At 67.5% G+C, this 24,401-nt stretch carries 24 protein-coding genes; 11 read left to right on the top strand and 13 right to left on the bottom strand.

Features of this window, described 5'->3' with window-relative positions; genetic code table 11:
- Positions 1–121: 121 nt before the first annotated feature.
- Entirely contained in the window at positions 122–1,465 is a 1,344-nt protein-coding gene (gdhA, locus tag ASE28_RS20015) for an NADP-specific glutamate dehydrogenase (RefSeq protein ID WP_057268188.1), read from the bottom strand.
- Positions 1,466–1,718: 253 nt separating this feature from the next.
- On the opposite strand from gdhA, the gene ASE28_RS20010 reads away from it, so the two are divergent.
- Complete coding sequence (locus ASE28_RS20010) at positions 1,719–2,888, top strand: glycerophosphodiester phosphodiesterase (RefSeq protein ID WP_057202205.1); 1,170 nt, start codon at positions 1,719–1,721, stop codon at positions 2,886–2,888.
- Between the two features lie 60 nt (positions 2,889–2,948).
- Here the strand turns inward: ASE28_RS20010 and ASE28_RS20005 are convergent, their stop codons facing one another.
- The gene (locus ASE28_RS20005) at positions 2,949–3,629 is read right to left on the bottom strand and encodes a hypothetical protein (protein ID WP_057268187.1); all 681 of its coding nucleotides are present in this window, start codon (positions 3,627–3,629) and stop codon (positions 2,949–2,951) included.
- Between the two features lie 64 nt (positions 3,630–3,693).
- Entirely contained in the window at positions 3,694–5,697 is a 2,004-nt protein-coding gene (gene mutL / locus ASE28_RS20000) for a DNA mismatch repair endonuclease MutL (RefSeq protein WP_057268186.1), read from the bottom strand.
- 96 nt (positions 5,698–5,793) lie between these two features.
- On the opposite strand from mutL, the gene ASE28_RS19995 reads away from it, so the two are divergent.
- A complete protein-coding gene (locus ASE28_RS19995; RefSeq protein WP_057268185.1) occupies positions 5,794–6,444 on the top strand; it encodes a DedA family protein in 651 nt (216 codons plus the stop codon).
- A gap of 86 nt (positions 6,445–6,530) precedes the next feature.
- On the opposite strand, the gene ASE28_RS19990 is transcribed toward ASE28_RS19995, so the two are convergent.
- Positions 6,531–6,776 carry a glycine zipper 2TM domain-containing protein gene (locus ASE28_RS19990; protein ID WP_057202209.1) on the bottom strand — a complete coding sequence of 82 codons (246 nt, stop codon included), beginning with the start codon at positions 6,774–6,776 and terminating at the stop codon, positions 6,531–6,533.
- Between the two features lie 283 nt (positions 6,777–7,059).
- On the opposite strand from ASE28_RS19990, the gene ASE28_RS19985 reads away from it, so the two are divergent.
- Positions 7,060–8,643: a methyl-accepting chemotaxis protein gene (locus ASE28_RS19985; protein ID WP_057268184.1), complete on the top strand. Its 1,584-nt coding sequence runs from the start codon at positions 7,060–7,062 to the stop codon at positions 8,641–8,643.
- Between the two features lie 2 nt (positions 8,644–8,645).
- Here ASE28_RS19985 and ASE28_RS19980 read toward each other — a convergent pair whose 3' ends face one another.
- The 3 genes from ASE28_RS19980 to tsaE all read right to left on the bottom strand — a co-directional run bounded on the left by ASE28_RS19980 (position 8,646) and on the right by tsaE (position 11,086).
- On the bottom strand, positions 8,646–8,978 hold the full coding sequence (locus ASE28_RS19980; protein ID WP_057268183.1) for a cupin domain-containing protein: 333 nt from the start codon (positions 8,976–8,978) through the stop codon (positions 8,646–8,648).
- Positions 8,979–9,075: 97 nt separating this feature from the next.
- Positions 9,076–10,527 (bottom strand): N-acetylmuramoyl-L-alanine amidase, encoded by a 1,452-nt coding sequence (locus tag ASE28_RS19975; RefSeq protein ID WP_057268182.1) that lies wholly within the window; start codon positions 10,525–10,527, stop codon positions 9,076–9,078.
- A gap of 4 nt (positions 10,528–10,531) precedes the next feature.
- A complete protein-coding gene (tsaE, locus tag ASE28_RS19970; protein WP_057268202.1) occupies positions 10,532–11,086 on the bottom strand; it encodes a tRNA (adenosine(37)-N6)-threonylcarbamoyltransferase complex ATPase subunit type 1 TsaE in 555 nt (184 codons plus the stop codon).
- A gap of 12 nt (positions 11,087–11,098) precedes the next feature.
- Here tsaE and queG point away from each other — a divergent pair, with 12 nt between their 5' ends.
- Together queG and ASE28_RS19960 are read left to right on the top strand one after the other, a co-directional pair.
- Positions 11,099–12,145: a tRNA epoxyqueuosine(34) reductase QueG gene (gene queG / locus ASE28_RS19965; RefSeq protein ID WP_200963975.1), complete on the top strand. Its 1,047-nt coding sequence runs from the start codon at positions 11,099–11,101 to the stop codon at positions 12,143–12,145.
- Between the two features lie 158 nt (positions 12,146–12,303).
- A complete protein-coding gene (locus ASE28_RS19960; protein ID WP_057268180.1) occupies positions 12,304–13,230 on the top strand; it encodes a glyoxylate/hydroxypyruvate reductase A in 927 nt (308 codons plus the stop codon).
- A gap of 77 nt (positions 13,231–13,307) precedes the next feature.
- On the opposite strand, the gene ASE28_RS19955 is transcribed toward ASE28_RS19960, so the two are convergent.
- Together ASE28_RS19955 and ASE28_RS19950 are read right to left on the bottom strand one after the other, a co-directional pair.
- The gene (locus tag ASE28_RS19955) at positions 13,308–13,967 is read right to left on the bottom strand and encodes a GDSL-type esterase/lipase family protein (protein ID WP_235516175.1); all 660 of its coding nucleotides are present in this window, start codon (positions 13,965–13,967) and stop codon (positions 13,308–13,310) included.
- Entirely contained in the window at positions 13,964–14,869 is a 906-nt protein-coding gene (locus ASE28_RS19950; protein ID WP_057268179.1) for an AEC family transporter, read from the bottom strand. Before ASE28_RS19950 ends, ASE28_RS19955 begins: the two co-directional genes overlap by 4 nt.
- Before the next feature lie 127 nt (positions 14,870–14,996).
- Here ASE28_RS19950 and ASE28_RS19945 point away from each other — a divergent pair, with 127 nt between their 5' ends.
- The 3 genes from ASE28_RS19945 (at position 14,997) to ASE28_RS19935 (ending at position 17,980) form a co-directional block, all read left to right on the top strand.
- The gene (locus ASE28_RS19945) at positions 14,997–15,959 is read left to right on the top strand and encodes a tripartite tricarboxylate transporter substrate binding protein BugE (RefSeq protein ID WP_057202228.1); all 963 of its coding nucleotides are present in this window, start codon (positions 14,997–14,999) and stop codon (positions 15,957–15,959) included.
- 66 nt (positions 15,960–16,025) lie between these two features.
- Complete coding sequence (gene xerD, locus ASE28_RS19940) at positions 16,026–16,925, top strand: site-specific tyrosine recombinase XerD (protein ID WP_057202230.1); 900 nt, start codon at positions 16,026–16,028, stop codon at positions 16,923–16,925.
- Between the two features lie 47 nt (positions 16,926–16,972).
- The gene (locus ASE28_RS19935; protein WP_057268178.1) at positions 16,973–17,980 is read left to right on the top strand and encodes a tripartite tricarboxylate transporter substrate binding protein; all 1,008 of its coding nucleotides are present in this window, start codon (positions 16,973–16,975) and stop codon (positions 17,978–17,980) included.
- 66 nt (positions 17,981–18,046) lie between these two features.
- Here ASE28_RS19935 and ASE28_RS19930 read toward each other — a convergent pair whose 3' ends face one another.
- From ASE28_RS19930 to ASE28_RS19920, 3 genes are all read right to left on the bottom strand, one after another.
- Positions 18,047–19,327 (bottom strand): EAL and HDOD domain-containing protein, encoded by a 1,281-nt coding sequence (locus tag ASE28_RS19930; RefSeq protein ID WP_057202232.1) that lies wholly within the window; start codon positions 19,325–19,327, stop codon positions 18,047–18,049.
- Positions 19,328–19,429: 102 nt separating this feature from the next.
- Positions 19,430–20,701 (bottom strand): EAL and HDOD domain-containing protein, encoded by a 1,272-nt coding sequence (locus tag ASE28_RS19925; protein WP_057268177.1) that lies wholly within the window; start codon positions 20,699–20,701, stop codon positions 19,430–19,432.
- 82 nt (positions 20,702–20,783) lie between these two features.
- Positions 20,784–21,587, bottom strand: a complete 804-nt coding sequence (locus ASE28_RS19920; RefSeq protein ID WP_057268176.1) for a ferritin-like domain-containing protein — start codon at positions 21,585–21,587, stop codon at positions 20,784–20,786.
- Between the two features lie 103 nt (positions 21,588–21,690).
- On the opposite strand from ASE28_RS19920, the gene ASE28_RS19915 reads away from it, so the two are divergent.
- The 3 genes from ASE28_RS19915 (at position 21,691) to ASE28_RS19905 (ending at position 23,958) form a co-directional block, all read left to right on the top strand.
- Entirely contained in the window at positions 21,691–22,215 is a 525-nt protein-coding gene (locus ASE28_RS19915; RefSeq protein ID WP_057268175.1) for a gamma carbonic anhydrase family protein, read from the top strand.
- Positions 22,216–22,366: 151 nt separating this feature from the next.
- On the top strand, positions 22,367–23,359 hold the full coding sequence (locus tag ASE28_RS19910) for an Hsp33 family molecular chaperone HslO (protein WP_057268174.1): 993 nt from the start codon (positions 22,367–22,369) through the stop codon (positions 23,357–23,359).
- Between the two features lie 128 nt (positions 23,360–23,487).
- Positions 23,488–23,958, top strand: coding sequence for a CZB domain-containing protein (locus tag ASE28_RS19905; RefSeq protein ID WP_235516174.1), 471 nt, complete (start codon positions 23,488–23,490; stop codon positions 23,956–23,958).
- On the opposite strand, the gene ASE28_RS19900 is transcribed toward ASE28_RS19905, so the two are convergent.
- Complete coding sequence (locus ASE28_RS19900; protein ID WP_157422058.1) at positions 23,918–24,394, bottom strand: hypothetical protein; 477 nt, start codon at positions 24,392–24,394, stop codon at positions 23,918–23,920. The genes ASE28_RS19905 and ASE28_RS19900 overlap by 41 nt on opposite strands.
- Positions 24,395–24,401: the final 7 nt, after the last annotated feature.

The raw sequence follows: 24,401 nt of genomic DNA, 5'->3' as shown, positions 1-24,401 counted from the left end.
GTATGGGCTATGTGCAGACAGGAAAAATGCCGCTCACTGGCTTAAGTGAACGGCATTAGGCCTTGCCTCCCTTTTGTTACCTATTTCCCGCTTTTGGCGGGATTTTGGATGCCGTTGATGGCTACACCACGCCTTGCGCCAGCATCGCGTCGGCCACCTTCACGAAGCCTGCCACATTGGCCCCGTCCACATAGCTCACGCTGCCGTCGGCGCGCTTGCCGTAGCGCAGGCAGGCGGCATGGATGCCCTGCATGATCTGCAGCAGGCGCGCGTCCACCTCTTCGCGTGGCCAGGACAGGCGGGCCGCGTTCTGGCTCATCTCCAGTCCCGAAGTGGCCACGCCACCCGCGTTACTGGCCTTGCCGGGTGCGTAGAGCACGCCCGCCGCCTCGAAGGCCTTGGCTGCCTCGATGGTCGATGGCATGTTGGCGCCTTCGGCCACGCAGATGACGCCGTTCCTCATCAGCACGGCCGCGTCGTCGGCATCGAGTTCGTTCTGCGTGGCGCAGGGCAGGGCCACGTCCACCGGCACATGCCAGGGGCGCACGCCGGCCTCGAACTTCGCGCCGGTGCGGGCCGCATAGTCGGCCACGCGCCCGTAGTGATGGTTTTTCACGTCCATCAGAATGGCCAGCTTCTCGGTGGTGAAGCCTTCCTCATCGACGATGGTGCCGCTGGAGTCGGACACCGTGACCACCTTGGCGCCCAGCTCCAGGGCTTTTTCCACCGCGTACTGCGCCACATTGCCCGAGCCGGAGACCGACACGCGCAGGCCGTCGAAGCTGCGGCCCTTCTGCTTGAGCATCTCTGCCGCGAAGTACACCGTGCCGTAGCCCGTGGCCTCGGGGCGCACCAGCGAGCCACCGAACGACAGGCCCTTGCCCGTGAACACGCAGTCGGCCCGGTTGCTGAGCTTCTTCATCATGCCGGCCATGAAGCCCACCTCGCGCCCGCCCACGCCGATGTCGCCGGCCGGAACGTCGGTGTCCGCACCCACATGGCGGAACAGCTCCGAGACGAAGGCCTGGCAAAAACGCATCACCTCCCCGGGGCTCTTGCCCTTGGGGTCGAAATCCGAGCCCCCCTTGCCGCCGCCCATGGGCAGGGTGGTCAGCGCGTTCTTGAAGGTTTGCTCGAACGCCAGGAATTTGAGCACCGACAGGTTCACCGAGGGGTGGAAGCGCAAACCGCCCTTGTAGGGGCCGATCGCCATGCTGTGCTGGATACGGTAACCGCGGTTGACCTGCACCGTGCCATGGTCGTCCACCCAGGAGACGCGGAACATCACCACGCGCTCGGGCTCCACCAGGCGCTCCAGCAGGCCATGCTCGGCATAGCGCGGGTGCTGGGCGATGAAGGGCCACAGGCTCTCCATGACTTCTGTGACAGCCTGCAAAAACTCGGGTTGATGGGGGTTGCGCTGCGCCACTTGCGCAAGGAAACTGCCAGCGGACTCGTACTTCATATCAGAGAAAGGCTTTCTTCAGGGAGGAGGAAAAGGCCCGGCGGAAATGGCCAGACCCGCGGGTTATGTCAAAAAGTCATGAACTCATGTGTGCAAATGCACAATTGTGGGGATTATGACGGCTGTATTGCTTCAATGTGGTGCGCAAGCCCTGGCTTTGATGGCTGAAATGCCCTGTAATGGGGCGTCACGGTCTTGTCACAAGCCGGCCCCACAGTTCGGCGATTCCAATCCACAACACGAGGAGAAGACGATGCACATTACTGGTGCGAAAGCCGGTTCATTGGCCCTTTTGGCCGCCGTGGCACTCACGGCCTGCGGTGGCGACAACGATTCCAAATACCCCACGCTCAATGGCGCCACGCCCCTGGTCATTGGCCACCGCGGCGCCAGCGGCTACCTGCCCGAGCACACGCTGGAAAGCTACCGCCGCGGCATCGAACTGGGCGCCGACTTCATCGAGCCCGACCTCGTGGCCACCAAGGACGGCGTGCTGATCGCGCGCCATGAGCCCAACATCACGGCCACCACCGACGTCTCGCAGCGCCCCGAGTTCGCCAGCCGCAAGACCCAGAAGACCGTGGACGGTGTGAAGGAAGAAGGCTGGTTCGCCAGCGACTTCACCCTGGCCGAGATCAAGACCCTGCGTGCCGTGCAGCCCATGGCAGACCGCGACCAGTCCAACAACGGCAAGTTCCTGATCCCCACCTACGAGGAAATCCTGGAACTGGCCAAGACCGAAGGCGCCAAGGCCAACCGCACGGTGGGCGTGTACACCGAGACCAAGCACCCTACCTACCACGTGGGCCTGAACCTGGCGCTCGAAGACCGCCTGCTGTCCATCCTGGCCAAGAACGGCTACACGGCCAAGAACTCGCCGGTGATCATCCAGTCGTTCGAGGTCGCGAACCTCAAGTACCTGCGCAGCAAGACCCAGGTGCGCCTTGTGCAACTGGTCGACGCGGACGACGTGAAGGCCGACGGAAGCATGTCGCTGGTGGCCCCCTACGACAAGCCTTACGACTTCGCCGTGGCCGGCGATGCCCGCACCTTCGCCAGCCTGCTGACCCCGGCCGGTCTGAAGGAAGTGAAGACCTACGCCGACGGCATCGGCCCCTGGAAGCCGTACCTGATTCCTTCGAAGCAGGTGGATGCCAACAACGACGGCAAGGCCGACGACCTGAACGGCGACGGCATCATCGACAACCGCGACCGCGTGATGCTGCCCCCGACCGACGTGGTGAAGAACGCCCACGCCGAAGGCCTGTTCGTGCACCCCTACACCTTCCGCAGCGAACCCAAGCAGCTCGCCTCGGACTTCAAGGGCGACCCCAAGGCCGAGTACAAGCTGTTCTTCAACCTGGGTGTGGATGGCCTGTTCAGCGACTTCCCCGACCAGGCCAAGGCTGCGCGCGACAATTGAGCTGTGTTGCTTTTGCCCTGAGCCCGCCGCGTGCGGGCTTTTTTCTGCGCGGGCGAACCCTCAGAAACCGCGCTGGATACCCATGCTCAGCAGCGTGCGGCCCTGCTGTCGGCCCAGGCTGCCGTCGATTTGCCACTGCGGTGCCCACTCCCACCGGGCCCCTGTCTGGAAGGTGGGGGCGCTGCCGCGCTGGCCAAAGGCTTCGGCGTGCACGGTGATGGGCCCCAAGGCGCGCTCCACCGCAAAGCCCCAGGCGGGAATCCAGTGCCGCGCTGGTAGCCGCAGGGCACCCAGGTTGGCATGCAGGGCACCCCAGGCCGTATTGCAGGTGCCTACCAGGCCCAGGGCCAGGGTGTTGCCGGGTGCGTGGCGGGTGTGCAGCAGGCCGCCCGTGCTGGCGGCGTTGCATCCCTGCTCCTGCGATGCAGTCCACAACCATTTGACCTGCAGTCCCTGCACTGTGGCGTGGCCCTCGAAGTCGCGCGCCAGCACGGCGCCCAGCTCCACGCCCTGCCAGGGCGAATAGGCTGGGGCGAGGTAGGCGCTGCCCTTTGTGCCGCGGCCTCCTTCCCACCACGCTTCCAACTGGCCTCCTGCCTGTTCTGCAACGCCCGCATCGTCCACGCTCAGAGGGCGTCCGGCCTCTGCCGGCAGCACGATGGCCAGGGCAGCCGCAGTGCCCCATTGGCGGGCTCGGCTGGGAAGGCGGGCAAGGCCCCCGGGTGTCAGGTGGTTACGCATGGTGGTCGTAGGTTGGCTGAGGAGCGCGCTCTTGCGGCATGCTCCTTGGCTATGCAGTGGGCGGCTAGCGCCCGCGCAGGAACAGCGCGTCCAGCTCACGCATGGACAGCTGGCGCCAGGTGGGGCGGCCATGGTTGCACTGGTCCGAACGGTCGGTGGTTTCCATCTGGCGCAGCAGGGCGTTCATCTCGTCGATGGTGAGCCGGCGGTTGGCGCGCACCGCGCCATGGCAGGCCATGGTGCCCAGGATCTCATTGCGCGCGCGCTGCACCACCGTGGTCGCGTCGTGCGCGGCCAGCTCGGCCAGCACGCTGCGCGCCAGCTCCACTGCGTCGCCCTGGGCCAGCGTGGTGGGCACGGCTCGCACGGCCAGCGTCTTGGGCGAGAAGGGCACGACCTCCAGCCCCAGCATGGCCAGCACGTCCACGCTGGCCTCGGCCGTGGCCACCTCTTCGGGCGTGGCCGCGAAGGTGGCGGGGATCAAGAGGGGCTGGCTGGCAATGCGCGCGCCGCTGTCCACCTGGGATTTCAGGCGCTCATAGACGATGCGCTCGTGCGCGGCATGCATGTCCACGATGACCATGCCCTGCGCGTTCTCTGCCAGGATGTAGACACCATGCAACTGCGCCACGGCCCGGCCCAGGGGCCAGGCGGATTCCTGGCCATCGCGGCCCACGGGCAGGGGGGCATCGCCCGCCGAGCGCTGGGGCAGCGGTGTCGCAGGTGCTGCCGCTGCAAGGCTGCTGGCAGGGAATGCCGTGCGCTCGGCGACCGGCGCATCGGCCTGCAGTGCTGCACTGGCGAAGCCGGTGGACGGGACCGGGGTGGCGGTTGCCGGCGTGCCCCACAACGCCTGCAGGTCTGTCACGCGGTGGCCCACGGGCTCCTCGAAGCGCATGGCCGACTGGGCGCGCCAGTCGGGCAGCGGCGACTTGGCCAGGGTGAAGGGGGCTGGTTCTGTGGCCGCAGGGGCCGCTTCTGCGGCCAGGGCGGCAGCGGCCAATGCGGCGGCGCGCGGGGCGGCCAGGGCATTTTCCACGGCGTGGCGCACGGCCTGGTGCACCTCGCGGCTGTCGCGAAAGCGCACCTCGATCTTGGTGGGGTGCACGTTCACGTCCACACGCGCCGGGTCGATCTCCACATACAGCGCATACACCGGCTGCTTGTGGCCGTGCAGCACATCCTCGTAAGCGCTGCGTGCCGCGTGCGTAAGCACCTTGTCGCGCACGAAGCGGCCGTTGACGTAACAGTACTGGTGGTCCGCGCGCGAGCGTGCCGCATCGGGCAGGCCGGCGCGGCCGGTCACGGTGACCGCGCCCGAGCGGTGCTGCACGGCCACCGATTGGGTCACGAAGTCCTCGCCCAGCACATCGGACAGGCGCCGGGCCAGCGCATCCTGCGCATCGCTGCCCTGGCCGGGCAAGAAGGTGGCGCGCCACTGCTCGACCAGCTTGCCCTCGTGCCAGATGGCAAAGCCCACGTCGGGCCGGGCCAGTGCATGGCGGCGCACGGATTCGATGCAGTGCGCAAGCTCCGTGGAATCGGTCTTGAGGAACTTGCGCCGCGCGGGGGTGGAAAAGAACAATTCCTTGACCTCCACCGTGGTGCCGGTGGCGCGTGCCGCAGGGCGCAGCTCGCCGCTGCGCGCATCGAGCAGAAAGGCCGTGGCCTGGCTGGCCGGGCGCGACAGCAGCGACATCTCGGACACCGAGGCCACGGCGGCCAAGGCCTCGCCGCGAAAGCCCATGGTGGCCACGGTCTCCAGGTCCGTGAGGTTGGTGATCTTGCTCGTGGCGTGGCGGCGCAGGGCCACCGGCAGCTCGTCCTGTGGAATGCCGCCGCCATCGTCCTCCACCGTGATCAGGCGCACGCCACCGGCCGACAGCCGTACGGTGACCTGCGTGGCACCCGCGTCCAGCGCGTTGTCCACCAGCTCGCGCACGACGGAAGCGGGGCGCTCGACCACCTCGCCGGCCGCGATCTGGCTGATCAGCTCGTCGGGCAGGTCGCGGATGGGACGGCGGGCGGAGGGTTCGGCTGCGGGGGAGGGAAGGGCGTTGGAGGTCACCCTGCGGATTTTAGGTCCGGTTGCCGTGGGGACTTGCCGGCAGGGGCTGGATGCCGGTGGGGATAATGCGCGCTGCCCTCAACAGCCCCGGACCCCATGGAACTCATCACCTTCCTGATCGACTTCATCCTGCACGTGGACAAGTACCTCGAGATGTTCGTGCAGAACTACGGGCCCTGGGTCTATGCGCTGCTGTTCATCATCGTCTTCGTCGAAACGGGCGTGGTGGTCATGCCCTTCCTGCCGGGCGATTCGCTGCTGTTCATCGTGGGCGCGCTGTGCGGTGCGGGGCTCATGAACTTTCCGCTGGCCTGTGCGGTGCTGATCGTGGCCGCCATCCTCGGGGACCAGTGCAACTACTCCATAGGCCGCTATTTCGGGCCCAAGGTCTTCCAGTGGGAGGATTCGCGCTGGTTCAACCGCCGGGCGTTCAACCAGGCCCATGAGTTCTACGAGCGCTATGGCGGCGTCACCATCGTGATCGCGCGCTTCATGCCCTTCATCCGCACCTTTGCCCCCTTCGTGGCCGGCGTGGCCGAAATGTCGCGCAGCAAGTTCACGGCGTTCAACGTGGGCGGCGCGCTGCTGTGGGTGCTGGGCATCGCCACGGCAGGCTACTTCTTCGGCAACTTCGCCTGGGTCAAGGAGAACCTGGACAAGATCATCTGGGCCATGATCTTCATCCCCGGGCTGATCGCCATCTTCGGCGCCTGGCGTGCCGGGCGCAAGGCCAAGGCTATGGCCTGATCCATTGCCCCCATGCGCAAAGCGCCGCCCATCGCGAGATGGCGGCGCTTTTTGCATGGTCGGGGGCTGTGGTTCAGCCCTCCAGATCAACGGCGATAGTAGTGGCGTTGGTCGCGGTCTTCACCGATTTCGTGGCCCACCAAGGCGCCGGCGGCGGCACCGCCGATGGTGCCCACGGGGCCACCGAAGATGGCGTTGCCGGCTGCACCGCCGACCACGGCACCAACCCCGGTGCCGACCTGTGCGTTGGTGGGGTTGGAGGCGCAACCGCCCATGGCCAGGGCGGCGGTGGCGGAAGCGGCGACGAGAAGGGTTCGAAGGGTATTGGTCATGGCGGGATTCCTTTGCGGTGGGTGGAGTCAGGCCTTGAAGTTCAAAAACCCGTGGGCTTTCGGTGTTCGACCTGTGCCTCTACTGTCACGCGCCAGGCGTTTTTGCGGTGTAGGTACCCGGGGGCAGCGGCTGTAGGACCCTGTCCGGGCGCCGTGTCCCCAAAAATTGTGCACGCGAGGCACTTTTCGATGGCCAGGTGGTGCCGGGGGAGGGTTATGCTGCGCTCATTCCAGCAGAAGACTGCTGCCGCCAACGCGGCCATAACAAGCAAGGAGACACACCATGGGCAACCCCGCACTTCCATCACCCCGCAGCAACAGCACCTGGGGAGGGCAACTCACGGTGGCCCAGCAGATCAGCCTGGTCGTGGCCCTGGCGGCGGCCGTGCTCATCGTTGTGCTGGCGCTCAGCCTGGTGCGTGTGCAGCACCTGGGTGCCACGGTGGACCACCTGGCCAGTGAGCAGGTGGAGCGCCTGCAACTGGCGCTGCGCTGGCGCAGCAACATTGCAGTCAATTCCACGCGGGTGTTCTCGGTCGTGCAATCCGATGGCGACGATCTGCAGAACTTCTTCAAGGACCAGATCGCAGCCACCACGGCCGACACCTCGCAGGTGCAAAAGCGCTACACCGAACTGGAGTCCAGCCCCGAGGGCCTGCGCATTCAGGAAGAACTGGCCACGGTGCGCAAGCCTTACCTGGAAACGCGTGACAAGGCCCTGGCGATCAAGAAGGGGGGCGACATGGCGGCTGCCAAGTCGTTTGCCCTGTCCACCTTTGTCCCGGTGGTCAACCAGTACAACGCGGTGGCCGACAAGATGGTGGCCTACCAGGTCCAGCGTTCGGCCGACCAGGCCGCCGAGGCTTCCGGCCTGATCCGCTCCTACCGCACCACGGTGCTGGTGGCTGGCGTGGTGGGTCTCGCGCTGCTGATGCTGCTGTCCTGGGTGGTGGTGCGGCGCATCCGCGCTTCGTTGAACGGGGTGGTCGCAGTGGCGCGCAACATCGGCGAGGGCGATCTGTCGCAGCACATCGCCGTGCAGGGCCGTGGCGAGGTGGCCGAGATGATGCAGGCCATGCAGCACATGCAGACGTCGCTGGTGCGCATCGTGGGTGCCGTGCGCCAGAGCAGCGACTCCATTGCCACCGGCTCCAGCGAGATCGCCATGGGCAACGCCGACCTGAGCCAGCGCACCGAGGAACAGGCCAGCAACCTGGAAGAAACGGCGGCCTCGATGGAGGAGATCACCAGCACCGTGAAGAACAATGCCGATACGGCGCGCAAGGCCGCCACGCTGGCGGGCACGGCATCGCAGGCGGCAGTCAAGGGCGGCGAAGTGGTGGGCCAGGTGGTGGCCACCATGCAGGACATTTCGGTGGCCTCCAAGAAGATCACCGACATCATCAGCGTCATCGACGGTATCGCCTTCCAGACCAACATCCTGGCGCTCAATGCGGCGGTGGAAGCGGCCCGTGCGGGCGAGCAGGGCAGGGGGTTTGCCGTGGTGGCCAGCGAAGTGCGCAGCCTGGCCGGCCGCAGCGCCGAAGCCGCCAAGGAGATCAAGTCCCTGATCGGCGCCAGTGCCGAGCGTGTGGACAACGGCACCCGCCTGGTGGCCGACGCCGGCGCCAGCATGGAAGACATCGTGGCCCAGGTGCAGCGCGTGAGCGACCTGATCGCCGAGATCTCCAGCGCCACGGGCGAGCAGACCATCGGCATCGGCCAGGTCGGCGAGGCCGTGACCCAGCTCGACCAGGTCACGCAGCAGAACGCCGCGCTGGTCGAGCAGAGCGCTGCCGCAGCCGACAGCCTCAAGCACCAGGCGGCGCGCCTGGCCGAGATCGTGAGTGTCTTCCGGCTTTCCTGAACTCAGCCCGGCAGCAGGCAGATCGTCAGCAGCACCGACGAGTCCTTGACCGCCTTGAGTGCATGTGGCGAGCGCGGTGCCAGGTGCACGAAGTCGCCAGGCTGCAGCAGCTGCACCGAATCGCCGGCGTGGAACTCCACGGCGCCTTCCAGGCACTGCACGGTGGCCTCGCCCTGGGTCTGGTGCTCGCGCATGGCCTTGCCTGCGGGCAGCACCACGCGCATCACCTCCAGCTGGCCGGCCTTGAGGATGGCCGAGGTGGTGGCGCTGGCCAGTTGCGCGCCCAGGGGGCGCACGCTGGCCACTTCTCCGGATTGTGCGTGGGGCAGTGCCATGGTTCTTCTCCTTCACCGTTGTCGTGGGGCCGTGGCTCCCACTGTGCCTGCGAAGGCTGCATGAGGCAAGCCACGCACTGCTGAAGAGGGCAATCGACTACACCGAGCGGCTGCGCGCCAGCGGCGGGTTCTTGGCGAAGTAGCGGGTGATGCCGCGCATCAGCGCGTCGGCCAGTTGCACTTGGTAGGCGCTGCTGCGCAGCTTGGCCTCTTCCTCGGGGTTGCTGATGAAGGCGGTTTCCACCAGCACGCTGGGGATGTCGGGCGCCTTGAGCACGGCAAAGCCGGCCTGTTCCACGCGCGGCTTGTGCAGCTTGGCCATGTTGCCGATCTCGCCCAGCAGCACGCTGCCGAGTTTCAGGCTGTCGTTGATTTGCGCCGTGGTGCTCATGTCCAGCAGCATGCGCTGCACATGGCGGTCCTGGCTCTGCACGTTCAGGCCGCCCACCAGGTCGGCCTGGTTCTCCTTGTTGGCCAGCCAGCGCGCGGCCGTGCTCGATGCGCCGCTCTGGCTCAGCGCGAACACGCTGGCGCCGCGTGCCGCCGGCGTGGTGAAGGCGTCGGCGTGGATGCTCACGAACAGGTCGGCCTGCACGCGGCGGGCCTTTTCCACGCGCGTGCCCAGGGGCACGAAGAAGTCGCCGTCGCGCGTGAGGAAGGCGCGCATGGGGTTGCCGCCCACGGTGGTGGCGTTGATGCGGTCGCGCAGCAGGTGGGCCACGCGCAGCACCACGTCCTTCTCGCGCGTGCCACCGGGCCCGATGGCGCCGGGGTCCTCGCCGCCGTGCCCGGGGTCCAGTGCCACGATGATGATGCGGTCGGTCTGCGTGGACGTGGCGCGGTTGCCGCCGCCTTTGGCCGGCGGGGCGGCTGCCACCACAGGCGCAGGCGGCTCCGCCGCAGCTGGCGGCGGGGCGGGGGCCGGGCCGGGGCGGTTGGCGTGCTGGGCGATCAGGTCTCCCAGGGGGTCGGCCTGCGGGGCCGGGGCCGTCGCAAGTGCGGCGGCAGGGGGGCGCACGGCAGCGGCGGCCACGGGGGGCGCTGCACGGCCACCCGTGGTATCGCGCAGGCGCTCGGCGATCAGGGCCTCCAGCGGGTCCACGGGCTCGGCAGGGTACAGGTCGAACACCAGGCGGTGCTGGTAGGCGGCCACCGGGGGCAGGGTGAACACCTGGGGCATGGCGGGCTGTTTCAGGTCCACCACCAGGCGCACCACGTTGGGCGCGTTCTGGCCTACGCGGATACCAGCGATGTTCGGGTCGTCGGGCTTGACCTTGGCCACCAGCTCGCGCAGCTCGGGGCTCAGGTCGATGCCCTCGATATCCACAGCCAGGCGCGGCGGCGTGGTCACGAAGAACTGTTTGGCCACCAGCTTGCCATCGGATTCGATGGTCACGCGCGTGTACTCGGGGGCGGGCCAGACGCGCACTGCCAGGATGGTGGCGCCGCGCGCGATCTGCTGTGTGCCCAGCAAAAGTACCAGGCTGCCCGTCTGCAGCAGGGTGCGGCGAGACGGCTGGCGGGGCGCCGGGCGGGCGGGCAGCTTCATTCGTTCAGAGTCCTTGCAGCAGCCGGTGGCCGGCGGCGGTGTGTGCATGCACGGTGACTTGCCTTTCGGTGTCGTCAATTGCTTCAATGTGTATAGCAAGGTCGGCAGGCGGGGTCAGCGCTGCAGCCTTTTCCGGCCATTCTGCCACCTTGAGGCCCGGGTTGGCAAAAATGTCCCTGAATCCGGCGTCCTCCCACTCGCGCGGGTCGTCGAAGCGGTAGAAGTCGAAGTGCCAGACCGTGGTGGCGTGCGGGGCCAGGCCCGGGGCCTCGTGCGGCTCCACCACGGCGTAGGTGGGGCTCTTGATGCGGCCTTGCACCCCCAAAGCACGCAGCAGGTGGCGCACCAGCGTGGTCTTGCCCGCGCCCAGGTCGCCGTGCAGGGTGAGGAAGGCGTTGGCCAGCAAGGGTTGCTGGGCGGCCAGTGCCTGCGCGAAGGCGGCGGTGTCGTCCTCGCCGTGCCAGTGCCAGATGCGAGGGCTTTGCGTGCGAGGGCTTTCCTGCGCGGCCGGGAGCGCGGGGCTTTCTACAATCGGGCCGGTATGTGGTGCAACAGTCAACTCGTTCCTCAAATGCAGGAGTGGGCCCGCGAGCTGGGATTTTCCCAAATCGGCGTGGCGGGGGTGGATTTGTCTGCCGCCGAAGCAGGGTTGATGCAGTGGCTGGCCCAGGGGTTCCATGGCGAGATGCATTACATGGCCTCCCACGGCACCCGCCGCGCCCGCCCGGCAGAGCTGGTGCCCGGCACCGTGAGCGTGATCACGGCACGCATGGATTATCTGCCGCGCGGCAAGTCCATGGACGACTGGCAGGCGATGGAGCTGTCGCGCCTGGCGCGCCCGGGTGAGGGCATTGTCTCGGTCTATGCCCGGGGCCGCGACTACCACAAGGTGCTGCGCGCGCGGCTGCAAAAGCTCAGCGACCGCATCGCCGAGGCCGTGGGCCCGTTCGGCCACCGTGTGTTCACCGACTCGGCACCCGTGCTCGAGGCCGAGCTCGCTGCGCGCAGCGGCCAGGGCTGGCGCGGCAAGCACACGCTGGTGCTCAACCGCGAGGCGGGCTCGATGTTCTTCCTGGGCGAAATCTACGTGGACATGCAGTTGCCCGAGAGCGCACCCGTCACCGCGCACTGCGGCAGCTGCAGCGCGTGCATCGCCATCTGCCCCACGCAGGCCATCATCGCGCCGCACCGCATCGACGCGCGCCGCTGCATCTCCTACCTGACCATCGAGCACGGCGGCCCCATCCCCGTGGAGTTCCGCGCGGCCATGGGCAACCGCATCTACGGCTGCGACGATTGCCAGCTGGCCTGCCCCTGGAACAAGTTCGCGCAGGTGAGCCGCCTGCCCGATTTCGACGAGCGCAGCGGCCTGTCGGGCCAGCAGCTGGTGCACCTGTTCGCCTGGGACGAGGCCACCTTTCTGCGCATGACCGAGGGCGGGCCCATCCGCCGCATCGGCCATGAGCGCTGGCTGCGCAACGTGGCCGTGTCGCTGGGGAACGCGCTGCGCGCCGATCCCGGCGACGACGGCCTGCGCAGCGCGCTGCAATCGCGCGCGGGGCATGAGAGTGCGCTGGTGCGCGAGCATGTGGCGTGGGGGCTCGCGCAGGGGGGGTGAGCGGGCGCTCTGCGGTTGCCGCCTGCACGCGGCATACTGCCGACAGGTGTCTGCGGGCACAAAACCTGCATCGCCCCATGGGTCGCCGGTGCCCCGCCGAACCCTACCACCCCGCTGGCGCGCTACTCGCTGGCACAGCACCCCATTGCCTTTTCTCCATGACCTCCGTCGCCCTTCTGAGCCGTACCGCCAATCTGGATTTCCTTCGCCCCATGCTGCAGGCTGCCGACCCCACGCTCGACGTCTGCACCTGGCCCGACCCGCGCGCCCTGCAGGCCGAAGTCGCCGTCTGCTGGCAGGCCCCGCCTGGCCTCTACGCGCAAATGCCCAACCTGAAGCTCGTGCACAGCATTGCCGCCGGCGTGGACAACGTCGTGGCAGGGCAGGACCTGCGCGGCCTGCCGGTGTGCCGCGTGGTCGACCCCATGCTGGCCGAAGGCATGCTGCAGTTCGTGCTCTGGGGCGTGCTGTACTTCCACCGCAAGCTCGATGCGGCGCTGGCCAGCCAGCGCATCCGCGAATGGAAGCGCCCGCTGCAGACGCCGGCATCCACCTGCCGCATCGGCCTCATGGGCCTGGGTGAGCTCGGTGGCCTGATCGCCGCGCGCCTGCCCGTCCTGGGCTACACCGTGAGTGGCTGGGCGCGCACACCGCGCAAGGTGCCGGGCATCACCGTGTTCAGCGGCGAGGAGCAGTACGACGCTTTCCTCGCGCAGACCGATGTGCTGGTGTGTCTGCTGCCGCTGACCGAGCAGACGCGCGGCATCCTGGGCCGCCGCACCTTTGACGCGCTGCCCCGCGGCGCTGCACTCATCCACTGCGGTCGGGGCGAGCACCTGGTGGAGGGCGAGTTGCTGGCGGCGCTGGAGAGCGGGCAACTGCGCGGTGCGGTGCTGGATGTCTTCGAGCAGGAACCCCTGCCGCAGGACCACCCTCTGTGGTCGGCGCCCGGCGTGGTGGTCACGCCCCACATGGCCACCATGGCCACCTACGACGTGGTCGTGGGCCAGGTGGCGCGCAATATTGCGCAACTGCGTGCGGGCGCTGCGCTGTTCAACCAGGTAGACACCGCACGCGGTTACTGACCGGCTGGCCCGGGCTCTTGCGGGCGTGCAAGTCCGCCCTGGATGCAGGATCTGCTGGAGCGCAGGCACGCTCCTGGCTATCTTGCGAGCAGGCCGGTTTCCCTCAACCTGTCCACCAGCCCCTGGGTGAACAGTTCGTACCCGGCCGCATTGGCGTGGATCTGGTCCGAGCGCAGCTTGGCGTCGGCCAGCACACCCGACCATCCCTTGCGGTGCAGGGGGATCTTCAGTTCACTGGCGATCTCCTCGTACATCGCATGGTCGCTCAGTTGGCCCAGGGTGGCCATGACCGTGAATTCGGGCACGGCTACCAGCAATACCTGCGCACCGGCGGCGCGGGCCTGCTCGCAGATCTTGTACACGTTGGCGCGCGTGGCGCTGGCGCTCTGACGGCGCAGGAAGTCGTTGCCCCCGATGCTGACGATCACCAGCGCGGGCTGGTGCTTTTGCAGAAGCTCCGGCAGCCTTTGCAGGGCCTGGGCCGAGGTGTCGCCCGAGATGCCACCGTTGATGACCTTCCACCCCGTCAGGCGCTGCAGCACGGCGGGGTAGGCCGTGTCGGCAGAAGCGCCCACGCCAGAGGTTAGCGAGTCACCCAGCGCGAGCACGGTGGCCCCGGACGGGACGGCCTGCCCACGGCTTGGTTTGCGTCCACAAGCGGCCAGCGGTGCGATGCCGGCCGCCAGCAGGCCGGCCGCCAGCACGCGTCTGCGTGCCAGGGCGTGGAGGGCATTCACCGCAGGACACCCAGCGCAAATGGCAGGCTCACCACCCCGAGCAGGGTGGACAGCGTCACCAGCCCGGCCACGTAAGGGCCGTTGTAGCCCATGCGCGCGGCCAGCACGTAGCAGGTGCTGGCCGTGGGCAGGGCCGAGAAGGCCAGCAGCACGGTGGTCTGTACCGGGTTGAGCGCGAACAGGTGCGCCAGGCCGAAGGCGATCACGGGCAGCACCAGGTGGCGGATGGCCAGCACCGAGATGCTCAGCGCCTTGCCGCGCGTGAGCAGCCCGAACTGCATGCCCGCACCCGCCGCCATCAGGCCCAGGGCCAGCGAGGCGGCGCTGATGCGCGTGACGGTGGGCTCGATCCAGGCGGGGATCTGGAACCCGAGCAGGTTGGCCACCAGGCCCGAGAGCGTGGCCACGATCAGCGGGTTGCGCGCCAGCTCGCGCACGAAGCCGTGCTCGCCCTGCCGTGCCATGGGCCACACGGCGGCCACGTTGAACAGCGGCACGCACACGCCGATCAGCACGGCGATCATGAGCAGGCCCTGTGCGCCGGCCAGCCGCTCGGCAATCGCCAGGCCGATGAAGGAGTTGAAGCGGAACGCGATCTGCGCACTGGCCGCGTGGTCGCGCAGGTCCAGGCGCTTGCCCAGCCAGGGCCAGTGCGGCATGCTGTAGGCCAGCGCAATGCCGGCGATGCCGGTGAGCATGCCGGCGGCGATCAGTCCGGATGCGGCGCCGATGTCCACCGGGCTCTTGACGATGGACTGGAAGAGCAGCACCGGGAACAGCAGGTAGTACACCAGGCTCTCGACCGGCTGCCAAACGGCGCGGTTCAATGCGGTGAAGCGGCACACCAGATAACCGCACAGGATCAAGGAGAAATCGGGGAGCAGGAGCTGGGCGTAATTCACACTCCGAGAATACCCGAGACGCCGCACCGTCCACGGGTAAGCACCTATGTGAAATCCATAAGGCGCGGTGGTTGCCATTGCGCATACCATCATCGCTGTCTGTTACCCCCTCATGAAGGAGAAATCAATGCATCGTCGTCAATGGCTCGCGCTGACGCTGGTGGCTGCCGCAGGATCTGCCGCCGCCCAGGGATACCCCAACAAGGTCATCAAGCTGCAGGTGCCCTTTGCCCCCGGTGGCACCACCGACATCATTGCGCGCGTGATCGCCGACCCGCTGGGCCGTGCCCTGGGCCAGAGCGTGATCGTGGAGAACAAGGCCGGTGGCGGCGGCATCGTGGGTGCCAGCGAAACCGCCCGCTCGGCGCCTGATGGCTACACCCTGGGCATCGCCACTGTGTCCACCACGGCGGCCAACCCGGCCATCAACCCCAAGACGCCGTACAACCCGATCACGGACTTCACGCCCATCACCAATATCGCGGCCACGCCCAACATCATTGCGGTGAACCCGAGCTTTCCGGCCAAGGACTACAAGGCCTTCGTGGCCGAGCTCAAGAAGTCGCCGGGCAAGTACTCGTACTCGTCGTCGGGCACGGGCGGCATCGGCCACCTGCAGATGGAGCTGTACAAGAGCCTGTCGAACACCTTCGTGACGCACATCCCCTACCGGGGTGCGGGCCCGGCGCTGAACGACACGGTGGCCGGCCAGGTCCCGATGATCTTCGACAACCTGCCCTCGGCCTTGCCCTTCATCAAGGACAACCGCCTGGTGCCCATCGTCGTCGCGGCGCCCCAGCGTGTCGCCGCCCTGCCAAACGTGCCCACGTTCAAGGAACTGGGGCTGGAGCCCGTGAACCGCATGGCCTACTACGGCATCGTCGGTCCCAAGGGCCTGCCCAAGGAAGTGGTCGACAAGGTCAACGCCGCCGTGCGCAAGGCGCTGGAAGATCCGGCCGTGAAGAAGCGCATCGAGGAGACCGGCTCCATCGTGATCGGCAACACGCCCGAGCAGTTTGCCGAGCAGATCAAGGCCGAATTCGCGGTCTACAAGGACGTGGTGGTCAAGCAGAAGCTGACGCTGGAATAAACCAGGCGCGCCCACGCTGTACCCAAGCCGCCCACGGGCGGCTTTTTTACGTGCTATGGTTTTGGCATGCTCACCGCCAGCCTGAACGCGATCGATACCTTTGTGGACGCCCTGTGGCTGGAGGACGGCCTCTCGCGCAACACCCTGGCCGCCTACCGGCGCGACCTCACGCTGTATGCGCAGTGGCTGGCCGAGCACCATCCCGGGCTGGCCCTGGACGGCACGGCCGAGCAGCACCTGCAGGGCTACTTCGCGGCACGGCATGAAGAGACCCGCGCCACCTCGGCCAACCGGCGCCTGACAGTGCTCAGGCGCTACTTCCACTGGGCGCTGCGCGAGCGGCGCATCAGCGCCGACCCCACCGTGCGCTTGCAGGCGGCGCGCCAGCCTCTGCGCGTGCCCAAGACCCTGTCGCAGGCGCAGGTGGAGGCCCTGCTCACCGCGCCCGATCTGGGCAACCCCCTGGGCCTGCGCGACCGCACCATGCTGGAGCTGATGTACGCCAGCGGCCTGCGCGTGACCGAGCTGGTCACGCTCAAGACCTTCCAGCTCGGGCTCAATGAAGGCGTGCTGCGCGTCATGGGCAAGGGCAGCAAGGAGCGCCTGGTGCCTTTTGGCGAAGAGGCGCGCCAGTGGCTCGACCGCTACCTGGCCGAGGCGCGCGGCGCCATCCTCGCGGGCCAGCAGACGGACGACCTGTTCGTGACCCATCGCGGTGCCGGCATGACGCGCGTGATGTTCTGGATCATCGTGAAGAAATGGGCGGCCGTGGCCGGCATCACCACGCCGCTGTCGCCGCACACGCTGCGCCATGCCTTTGCCACCCACCTGCTCAACCACGGTGCCGACCTGCGCGTGGTGCAGTTGCTGCTCGGGCATGCCGATATTTCCACCACCACCATCTACACCCATGTGGCGCGCGAGCGGCTCAAGGCGCTGCATGCGCAGCACCATCCGCGTGGCTGATCGGGCCACAATCCCCCGAGATATTGAATCCAAAAAAAGGACTGAACATGGAATCCGACAACCATAGCGTGAACTCCAGCCGGCGCGCTGCGCTGGGAGGGTTGGCCAGCAGTGCCGCGCTGCTGCTGGCGCCTGCCTTGGCGCACGCCCAGGCGCCGACCTGGCCCACGCGGCCGGTGCGCATCGTGGTGGCCTACCCGGCCGGGGGCGTGAGCGATGTGGTGGCGCGGCTGCTGGCCGACAAGCTGGCAGGCCCGCTGGGCCAGCCGGTGGTGATCGAGAACAAGGCCGGGGCCAGCGGCAGCATCGGCCTGGATGCCGTGGCCAAGGCGACGGACGGGCACACCCTGGGCTTTGCGGCCATCAGCCCTCTGGCGCTGAATCCACACCTGGGCGCATCGCCCTTCGATCCGGCCAAGGACATCGTGCCGGTGGCCACCGTGATGTACTCGCCCGTGCTGCTGCTGGGCACGCCGGCCAGCAGCGCGCGCGATTTTCGCGACCTGCTGGCGCAGGCCAAGGCCAAACCGGGCGCCATCCGCTGGGCCACCTCGGGCCAGGCGTCGCTGGGCCACATCATGCTGGAGCAGGTCATGCACACCAGCGGCGTGCAGATGACGCATATCCCCTACAAGGGCGGCGGCCAGCAGATGAACGACGCGCTCAGCGGGCAGTTCGAGATCCTGTCCACCAACGCCGGGCCGGCCGTGCTGCAGCACATCAAGAGCGGCAAGCTCAAGGCCCTGGCCGTGGGCGCGCCTGACCGGCTCGACACCCTGCCCGACGTGCCCACCCTGGCAGAGCTGGGCCAGGGCGCGGCCAACCTGTCCTCGCTGTTCGGGGTGTTCGCACCGGCGGGCATGCCCGCAGCCGTGGTGGCCCGGCTCAATGCCGAGATCAACAAGGTGCTGGCCCTGCCCGAGGTGCGCGCCAAGCTCGACGCCTCCGACAACGTGCCCCTGGGCGGCACGGCGGCCGACTTCGGCAAGCGCATTGCCGCAGAGTCCGAGGCCAACCTGCGCATCATCCGCGCGGCGGGCATCAAGGGGCAGTAAGCTCCCGAAGAATGCAAAAGGGGAGCCACTGGCTCCCCTTTGTCGCATGGTGCGGTCGGTGCGCGATCAGTCTGCGTTGAGGCTTTCGGCCCAGGTCAGGGCCTGCAGGTGGGCCCAGTTGACCTGGCGGTTCGACAGGTGCAGGGCTTCGGCCGTGCGGGCAAACACCACTTCGTCGCCGCTTTCGCAGGCCTTGGTGAGCTCCAGGAACGGGGCGAACACACCGGTGTTGTGCAGCAGCGCGTCGGTCACGGCCTGGGGCAGTGCCACGGATTCCAGGGCCTTCTCAATCGGCACGTTGAGCATGGTGTCCAGCAGCGAGAACACGCCCACCACGAAGGCGTTGTCGCACTCTTCGGGCGGCAGCAGTTCGGTGGCCAGCAGCTCCATCAGGCGGCCGCGCACCACGGCGGTCTGGCCCACGGCCGGCGGCGAGCCGTCGGCGCGCGAGGTAGTCATGAGCAGCGCCGCCCAGCGGAACAGCTTTTTCAGGCCGAGGATCATCACCGCGTGCCGGAACGAGGTGATCTCGCACGACAGGCCGAAGCCCGAGGAGTTGATGAAGCGCAGCAGGTTGAAGGACAGCGTGGGGTCCTTCTTGAGCAGGTCCTCGATCTCGGAGGTGCTGGCCTGTTTGCGCACCAGGTTGATCAGCTGGATGATGGTGGCCTGCGAAGGCCGGATGGTGGTGGCCTTGACCAGCGAGGGCTTGGCGAACCAGAAACCCTGGAACAGCTTCACGCCCAGGTCGAGCATCATCTTGAACTGCTCGGGCGTCTCCACCTTTTCAGCCACCAGCGTGGCCTTGGCGTAGTTGCCGGCAAACTTGACCAGCGGGCCTGCCAACTCGGGCTTGAAGGCCTGCATGTCCAGCTTGATGTAGGCCGCCAGCGGCATCCAGCTGGCATAGGCCCGGCGCAGGGCATGCTGGTTGAACGCCAGGCGAAAGCCACGGGCGCGCAGCGACTCGAGCACGGGAACGCGGCCGTCGATCTCTTCCTGGGTGGCACTGTCGGGCAGCGGGGGCACTTCGAGCACCACCTTTTCGGGGTGGATCAGCTCCAGATGGCCGCCCGCCAGGCTGTCGTGCGTGCAGTTGATGAAGACGGTCTTCTTGCCCACCAGGGCCTCGGTGCCTGCGTACGACAGGGCGTTGAACAGCAGGGCGGCATCGCTGGCGGCGGTGTGCGAGGCGGTGGCGGTGGAGCGGTCGAACAGCTCGTAGCCATACACGGCGCGGTGCTGGTCCACGATGGGCTGGCGCGCAATGATGGCCAGATTGCTGTCTTCGACGTTCTCCTGGGTCGGATCGACTTCGGAGGCGGCTTGTTCAGGGGTGGTCGACATGGGCGCTTGGATAGGGATAGACAGAGAGGGCTACTGGATCGGATTCTAGACCCGCTGCAGTAATCCTTCTGTATGCATCTTGCACGTCTCTCGACCGCAGGGTCAATCCTCGGTCAATTGGTCGGCCCAGGCCAGGGCCTGCAGGTGGGCCAGGTTGATCTGCTGGCTGGACAGGTGCAAGGTGCCGGCGGCGCGGTCGAAAACGGCGTCGTCGCTGGATTCGCAGGCCTCGGCCAGGTTCAGCAGGTCACCGAGGAAGCCCTCGCGGCGCAGCAGGGCCGCAGCGGATGCCTCGGGCACGTTGAGCAGGCCGATGGCCGATTCCATGGGGATGGAGAGCATCACGTCCAGCAGGGAGAAGATGCCCACGACGAAGGCCTGGTCGGCCTCGTCGGGGGGCAGGGTCTCCAGCGCCAGCAGTTCCATCAGGCGCCCGCGCACCACGGCGGTCTGGCCCACGGACGAGGGCGCGCCGCTGGTGCGCGAGGCCGTGAGCAGCAGGGCTGCCCAGCGGAAGAGCTTTTTCAGGCCCATCAGCATCACCGCCTGGCGGAAGGAGGTTATCTCGCGGTTCATGCCGAACCCGGCCGAATTGATCAGGCGCATGAGGTTGAAGGCCAGGCCCGCATCCTTCTTGAGCACCTCTTCGATCTCGTCGGTGCTGGCCTGTTGGCGCACCAGGTTGATCAGCTGGATGATGCTGCTTTGGGCCGGCGTGAGCAGTTTCGCCTCGACCAGTGCCGGGCGGGCGAACCAGTAGCCCTGGAACAGCTGCACGCCCTGGGTGGAGACCGTGTCGTACTGCTGGGCGGTTTCCACCTTCTCGGCGATCAGTTCGGCCTGGGAGTGGCGCCCGGCATAGCTGATCAGCACCGCCAGCTGGTCGACCGCCAGCACCGACAGGTCGAGCTTGATGTAGTCGGCCAGCGGCAGCCAGGGGGCATAGGTCGATTGCAGCACCGTATGGTTGAACGCCAGGTGAAAGCCGCGTTCGCGCAGGCCGCTGAGGATGGGCAGGCGCGCAGCCACCTCATCGGTTGCGGCGTGGCCCAGGGGAGGTATCTCCAGCACCACCTTGTCCGGGTCCAGCAGCTCCAGGTGGCCGCCCGAGAGGCTTTCGTGCGTGCAGTTCACGAAGATCAGCTTCTTGCCCACGAGCTCTTCGGTGCCCGCATGCGAGAGGGCATTGAAGATCAGGATCACATCGCTGGCCGCCGTGTGGGCCGCTTCGGTGCGCGAGCGGTTGAACAGCTCGTAGCCGACCACGATCTGCTGGCCATTGACGATGGCCTGGCGCGCGATCATTGCCACGGAAGACTGGCCCGGGGCAGGCCGGGCAGGGTAGGTGGTTCCATGGGCAGGGTGGGTGGACATGGATCGTGGATGCGTTGGCTGTGCATGAAGGGAGGGGGGACGCGAGGCATTGTAGGGAAGTTCGGGTGTCCGAGCAGCCTGCTCAGCCCTGCTGGAGCCACAGGAGCTCGGTGTCGGTGAACCCGGCGGCACGGCGGGCGGCATCGTTGAACGGCGGCTTCAGGCGCGGCGCTTCATATTGGCGCGCCAGCACGCCGTAGTGCGCCTCGGGCTCCAGCCCCTGGCGCGTGCACAGCCAGCGGTACCAGTGGTTGCCGATGGCGACATGGCCCACCTCGTCGCGCAGGATGATCTCGAGGATGTCCACGGCGGCCAGCGCATCGGGCGAGCCAACCTGGCGCAGCTTGCGCTGGATCTGCGGGGTGGCATCCAGGCCGCGCGCCTCCATCGTGCGCGGTACCAGAGCCATGCGCGCCAGGACATCGTCCTGCGTCTTCTCGCACATGGTCCACTGGCCCTGGTGGGCCGGGAAGTCGCCATAGTCATGGCCGTGCGTGCGCAGGTGTTCGCGCAGCAGGTTGAAGTGGGTGGCCTCCTCGGCCGCCACGCGCAGCCAGTCCAGGTAGTAGGCGCCTGGCATGCCATCGAAGCGCCAGACGGCGTCGAGCGCCAGGTTGATGGCGTTGAACTCGATGTGGGCGATGGCGTGCAGCAAAATGGCCCGGCCTTCGGGCGTGGCGGGGGAGCGGCGGGCCAACTCGGTGTGCCGCAGCAACACCGGGCGCTCCGGGCGACCGGGCAGTGCGCCAGGGTCCGCAGGGCCTTCAGGGGCTTTGTCTGCTATTGAAAGCTGAGCGGCCTGCGCGTGCAGGCTCAGCGACTGCGCCGCTTTTTGTTCGGGGTCTGTAAGGCACAAGACCTGCAGTGCACGTTGGCGTAGCTCCATCCTTACAATTCTAGGCCCTGCCATCTGCAACGCCGCAAACGCTTTGTAACCATTGGCAGGCCCCGATGCGGGCAATATTTTCTTTCTGTCTGGAGTCTGCGGTATGGCGATTTACGAACTCGATGGTGCGATTCCCCAGGTGGCCGCTTCGGCCTGGGTGGCCGACAGCGCCCAGGTCATGGGCAACGTGGTGCTGGGCGAGGACGCGAGCGTCTGGTTCGGCACCGTGGTGCGTGGCGACACGGAAAGCATCACCATCGGCGCCGGCTCCAACATCCAGGATGCCAGCGTGCTGCACGCCGACATCGGCAAGCCGCTGGTGGTGGGCGAGCGCGTGACGGTGGGCCACCAGGTCATGCTGCACGGCTGCACCATCGGCGACGAATCGCTGATCGGCATCGGGGCCATCGTGCTCAATGGCGCCAAGATCGGCAAGCACTGCCTGGTGGGCGCCGGTGCCCTGGTGACCGAGGGCAAGGAGTTTCCCGATGGCTCCATGATCATCGGCAGCCCCGCGAAGGCGGTCCGCGAACTGAGCCCCGAGCAGATCGAGGGCTTGCGCCAGAGCGCGCAACACTACATCGACAATGCGCGCCGCTTTCACAGCGGTCTGCACCGGATCGGCTGATGCGGATTGGCCTTCAACCGTATAACGTCGTTGAGGACCCTTGCCGTGCTACAGCACTGTCTGCGGCTCCCCGCCTGGTTATCCGATTGAATGCCAATCCGCATGGGAGCACCTCTCCACCGATCCTTGTATTTACCTGGAACCCTGCTTAGTGTCTGAACTTCACAAATTCCTCTTCGATGGCCTGCCTGTGCGCGGCATGCTCGTGCGCCTGACTGACGCCTGGACCGACATCCTGGCCCGGCGTGCCGGCAACTCGGCCACGGGCGCCTACGCCGCCCCGGTCACCGAACTGCTCGGTGAGATGGCGGCGGCGGGCGTGCTGATGCAGTCGAACATCAAGTTCAATGGCGCGCTGGTCCTGCAGGTGTTCGGCGACGGGCCGGTGAAGCTGGCCGTGGCCGAGGTGCAGTCCGACCTCTCCCTGCGCGCCACCGCCACCGTCACCGGCGAGGTGCCGGCCGACGCCCGCCTGAGCCAGATGGTGAACGTGGGCGGCGGCGGGCGCTGCGCCATCACGCTCGACCCCAAGAACCGCCACCCCGGCCAGCAGCCCTACCAGGGCGTGGTGCCGCTGCACGGCGACCACCACGAAAAGCTCGACCGCCTGTCGGACGTGCTGCAGCACTACATGCTGCAGTCCGAGCAGCTCGACACCGTGCTGGTGCTGGGCGCCAACGACAAGGTGGCGGCGGGTCTCTTGATCCAGCGCATGCCCATCAAGGGCGAGGGCAATCTGGCCTCCGGTCTGTCGCACCGCGAGAACGAAGACCAGATCGGCCACAACGAAGACTACAACCGCATCGCCCACCTGGCCGCCAGCCTGACCCGCGAGGAACTGCTGAGCCTGGACGTGGACACCATTCTGCGCCGCCTGTTCTGGGAGGAGAAGCTGGTGCGCTTCGAGCCCCAGCAGGGCGAGACGGGCCCGCGCTTTGCGTGCACCTGCAGCCGCGAACGCGTGAGCGCCATGCTGCGCAACCTGGGCGCAGAGGAGGCCGAGAGCATCCTGGCCGAGCGCGGCGAGATCGAGGTGGGCTGCGAGTTCTGCGGCCAGCAGTACCGCTTCGATGCGGTGGATGCGGCGCAGATCTTCGTGGAGCCGGCCATCATCCAGCCGCCAGCGCCCACGGGCATGCAATAGGGGCGGTGGCCGCCGCACCGGGCTGGCCATCTGACCATCGTTGACAATCGCGGCCGGCACGTGCAGCGCGGCGGGTCTACCATCAAGGCCTGTTACAAAGGGCTGTCATGGGGTTTCTGAGTCGCGTCATGGGCATGGGTTCCCGCCACAGGGGAGTGCCGCCACTGGCGCTTTACGAAAGCTCGCTCGCGCAGGACTCCCGGCGTGCCGACACGGTGCTGGCCGTGCTCGACCTGGACGCCGCCATCAACGCCCACGAGCGCTGGAAAGAGCGGCTGATGGACTACCTCGAAGGCCGCTCCTCCAAGGGGCTGGACCCGGCCATGGTGCGCCGCACCGACCAGGACGCCCTGGGCCGCTGGCTGCACGGTGTGGGTGCCGAACTGCTGGGCGACCGCCCGGCCTTCACCCTGCTGGTGGCGCGCCACGAGTATTTCCACGAACAGGCCGCCACCATTGTCGAGCTGGCGCAGCAGGGCGAATGGCCGCGCGTGGTGCAGGTGCTCAATGGCGGCTACCGCCACGGCTCCAGCCAGGTGGTGTTGCTGCTCAAGGAGCTCAAGCGCAGCCTGGCGCAGGAGGCCGGGTCAGCGCAGTGAACAGCCGGTGCTCACACACCGGATCGCTGCATTTTTCGCACCCATAGGCGCGCAGACGGGCCGCGCGGGATTCGTTGGCCTGCACGGCATCGCTTTCAGGCATGCCCAGCACGGCGCCTAGTGCGCGCAAGGCGCTGGCCAGACGGGCCGGCCCTGTTCCATACACCACCCGGTAGGCAACGCCCGCCGCATCGAGCGCCGCGCGCAGCTGCGCGTCGGCCGCCTGCTGGGCGGGCTGCTGGTCTGGCGGGCAGGGCAGGTCCAGGCCCATCAGCAGTGCCATGGAGGCGGTCTGGTCCAGGGCGGAGAAGTCCGCCAGCACGACCAGCGTAACGGGTGTGGAGGAGGGCGTGGCGGCCAGGTGCGCCGCCAGGGCGTCGGCCAGATCCTGTGCGCCGGTGCCGGGCGCGCCCAGCAGCACGATCTTCAAAGGCACGGAATCG

Origin of the sequence: Acidovorax sp. Root219 (assembly GCF_001428665.1) — a bacterium.
Lineage (GTDB): Bacteria > Pseudomonadota > Gammaproteobacteria > Burkholderiales > Burkholderiaceae_C > Acidovorax.
This window is presented reverse-complemented; position numbering and strand designations above follow the sequence as displayed.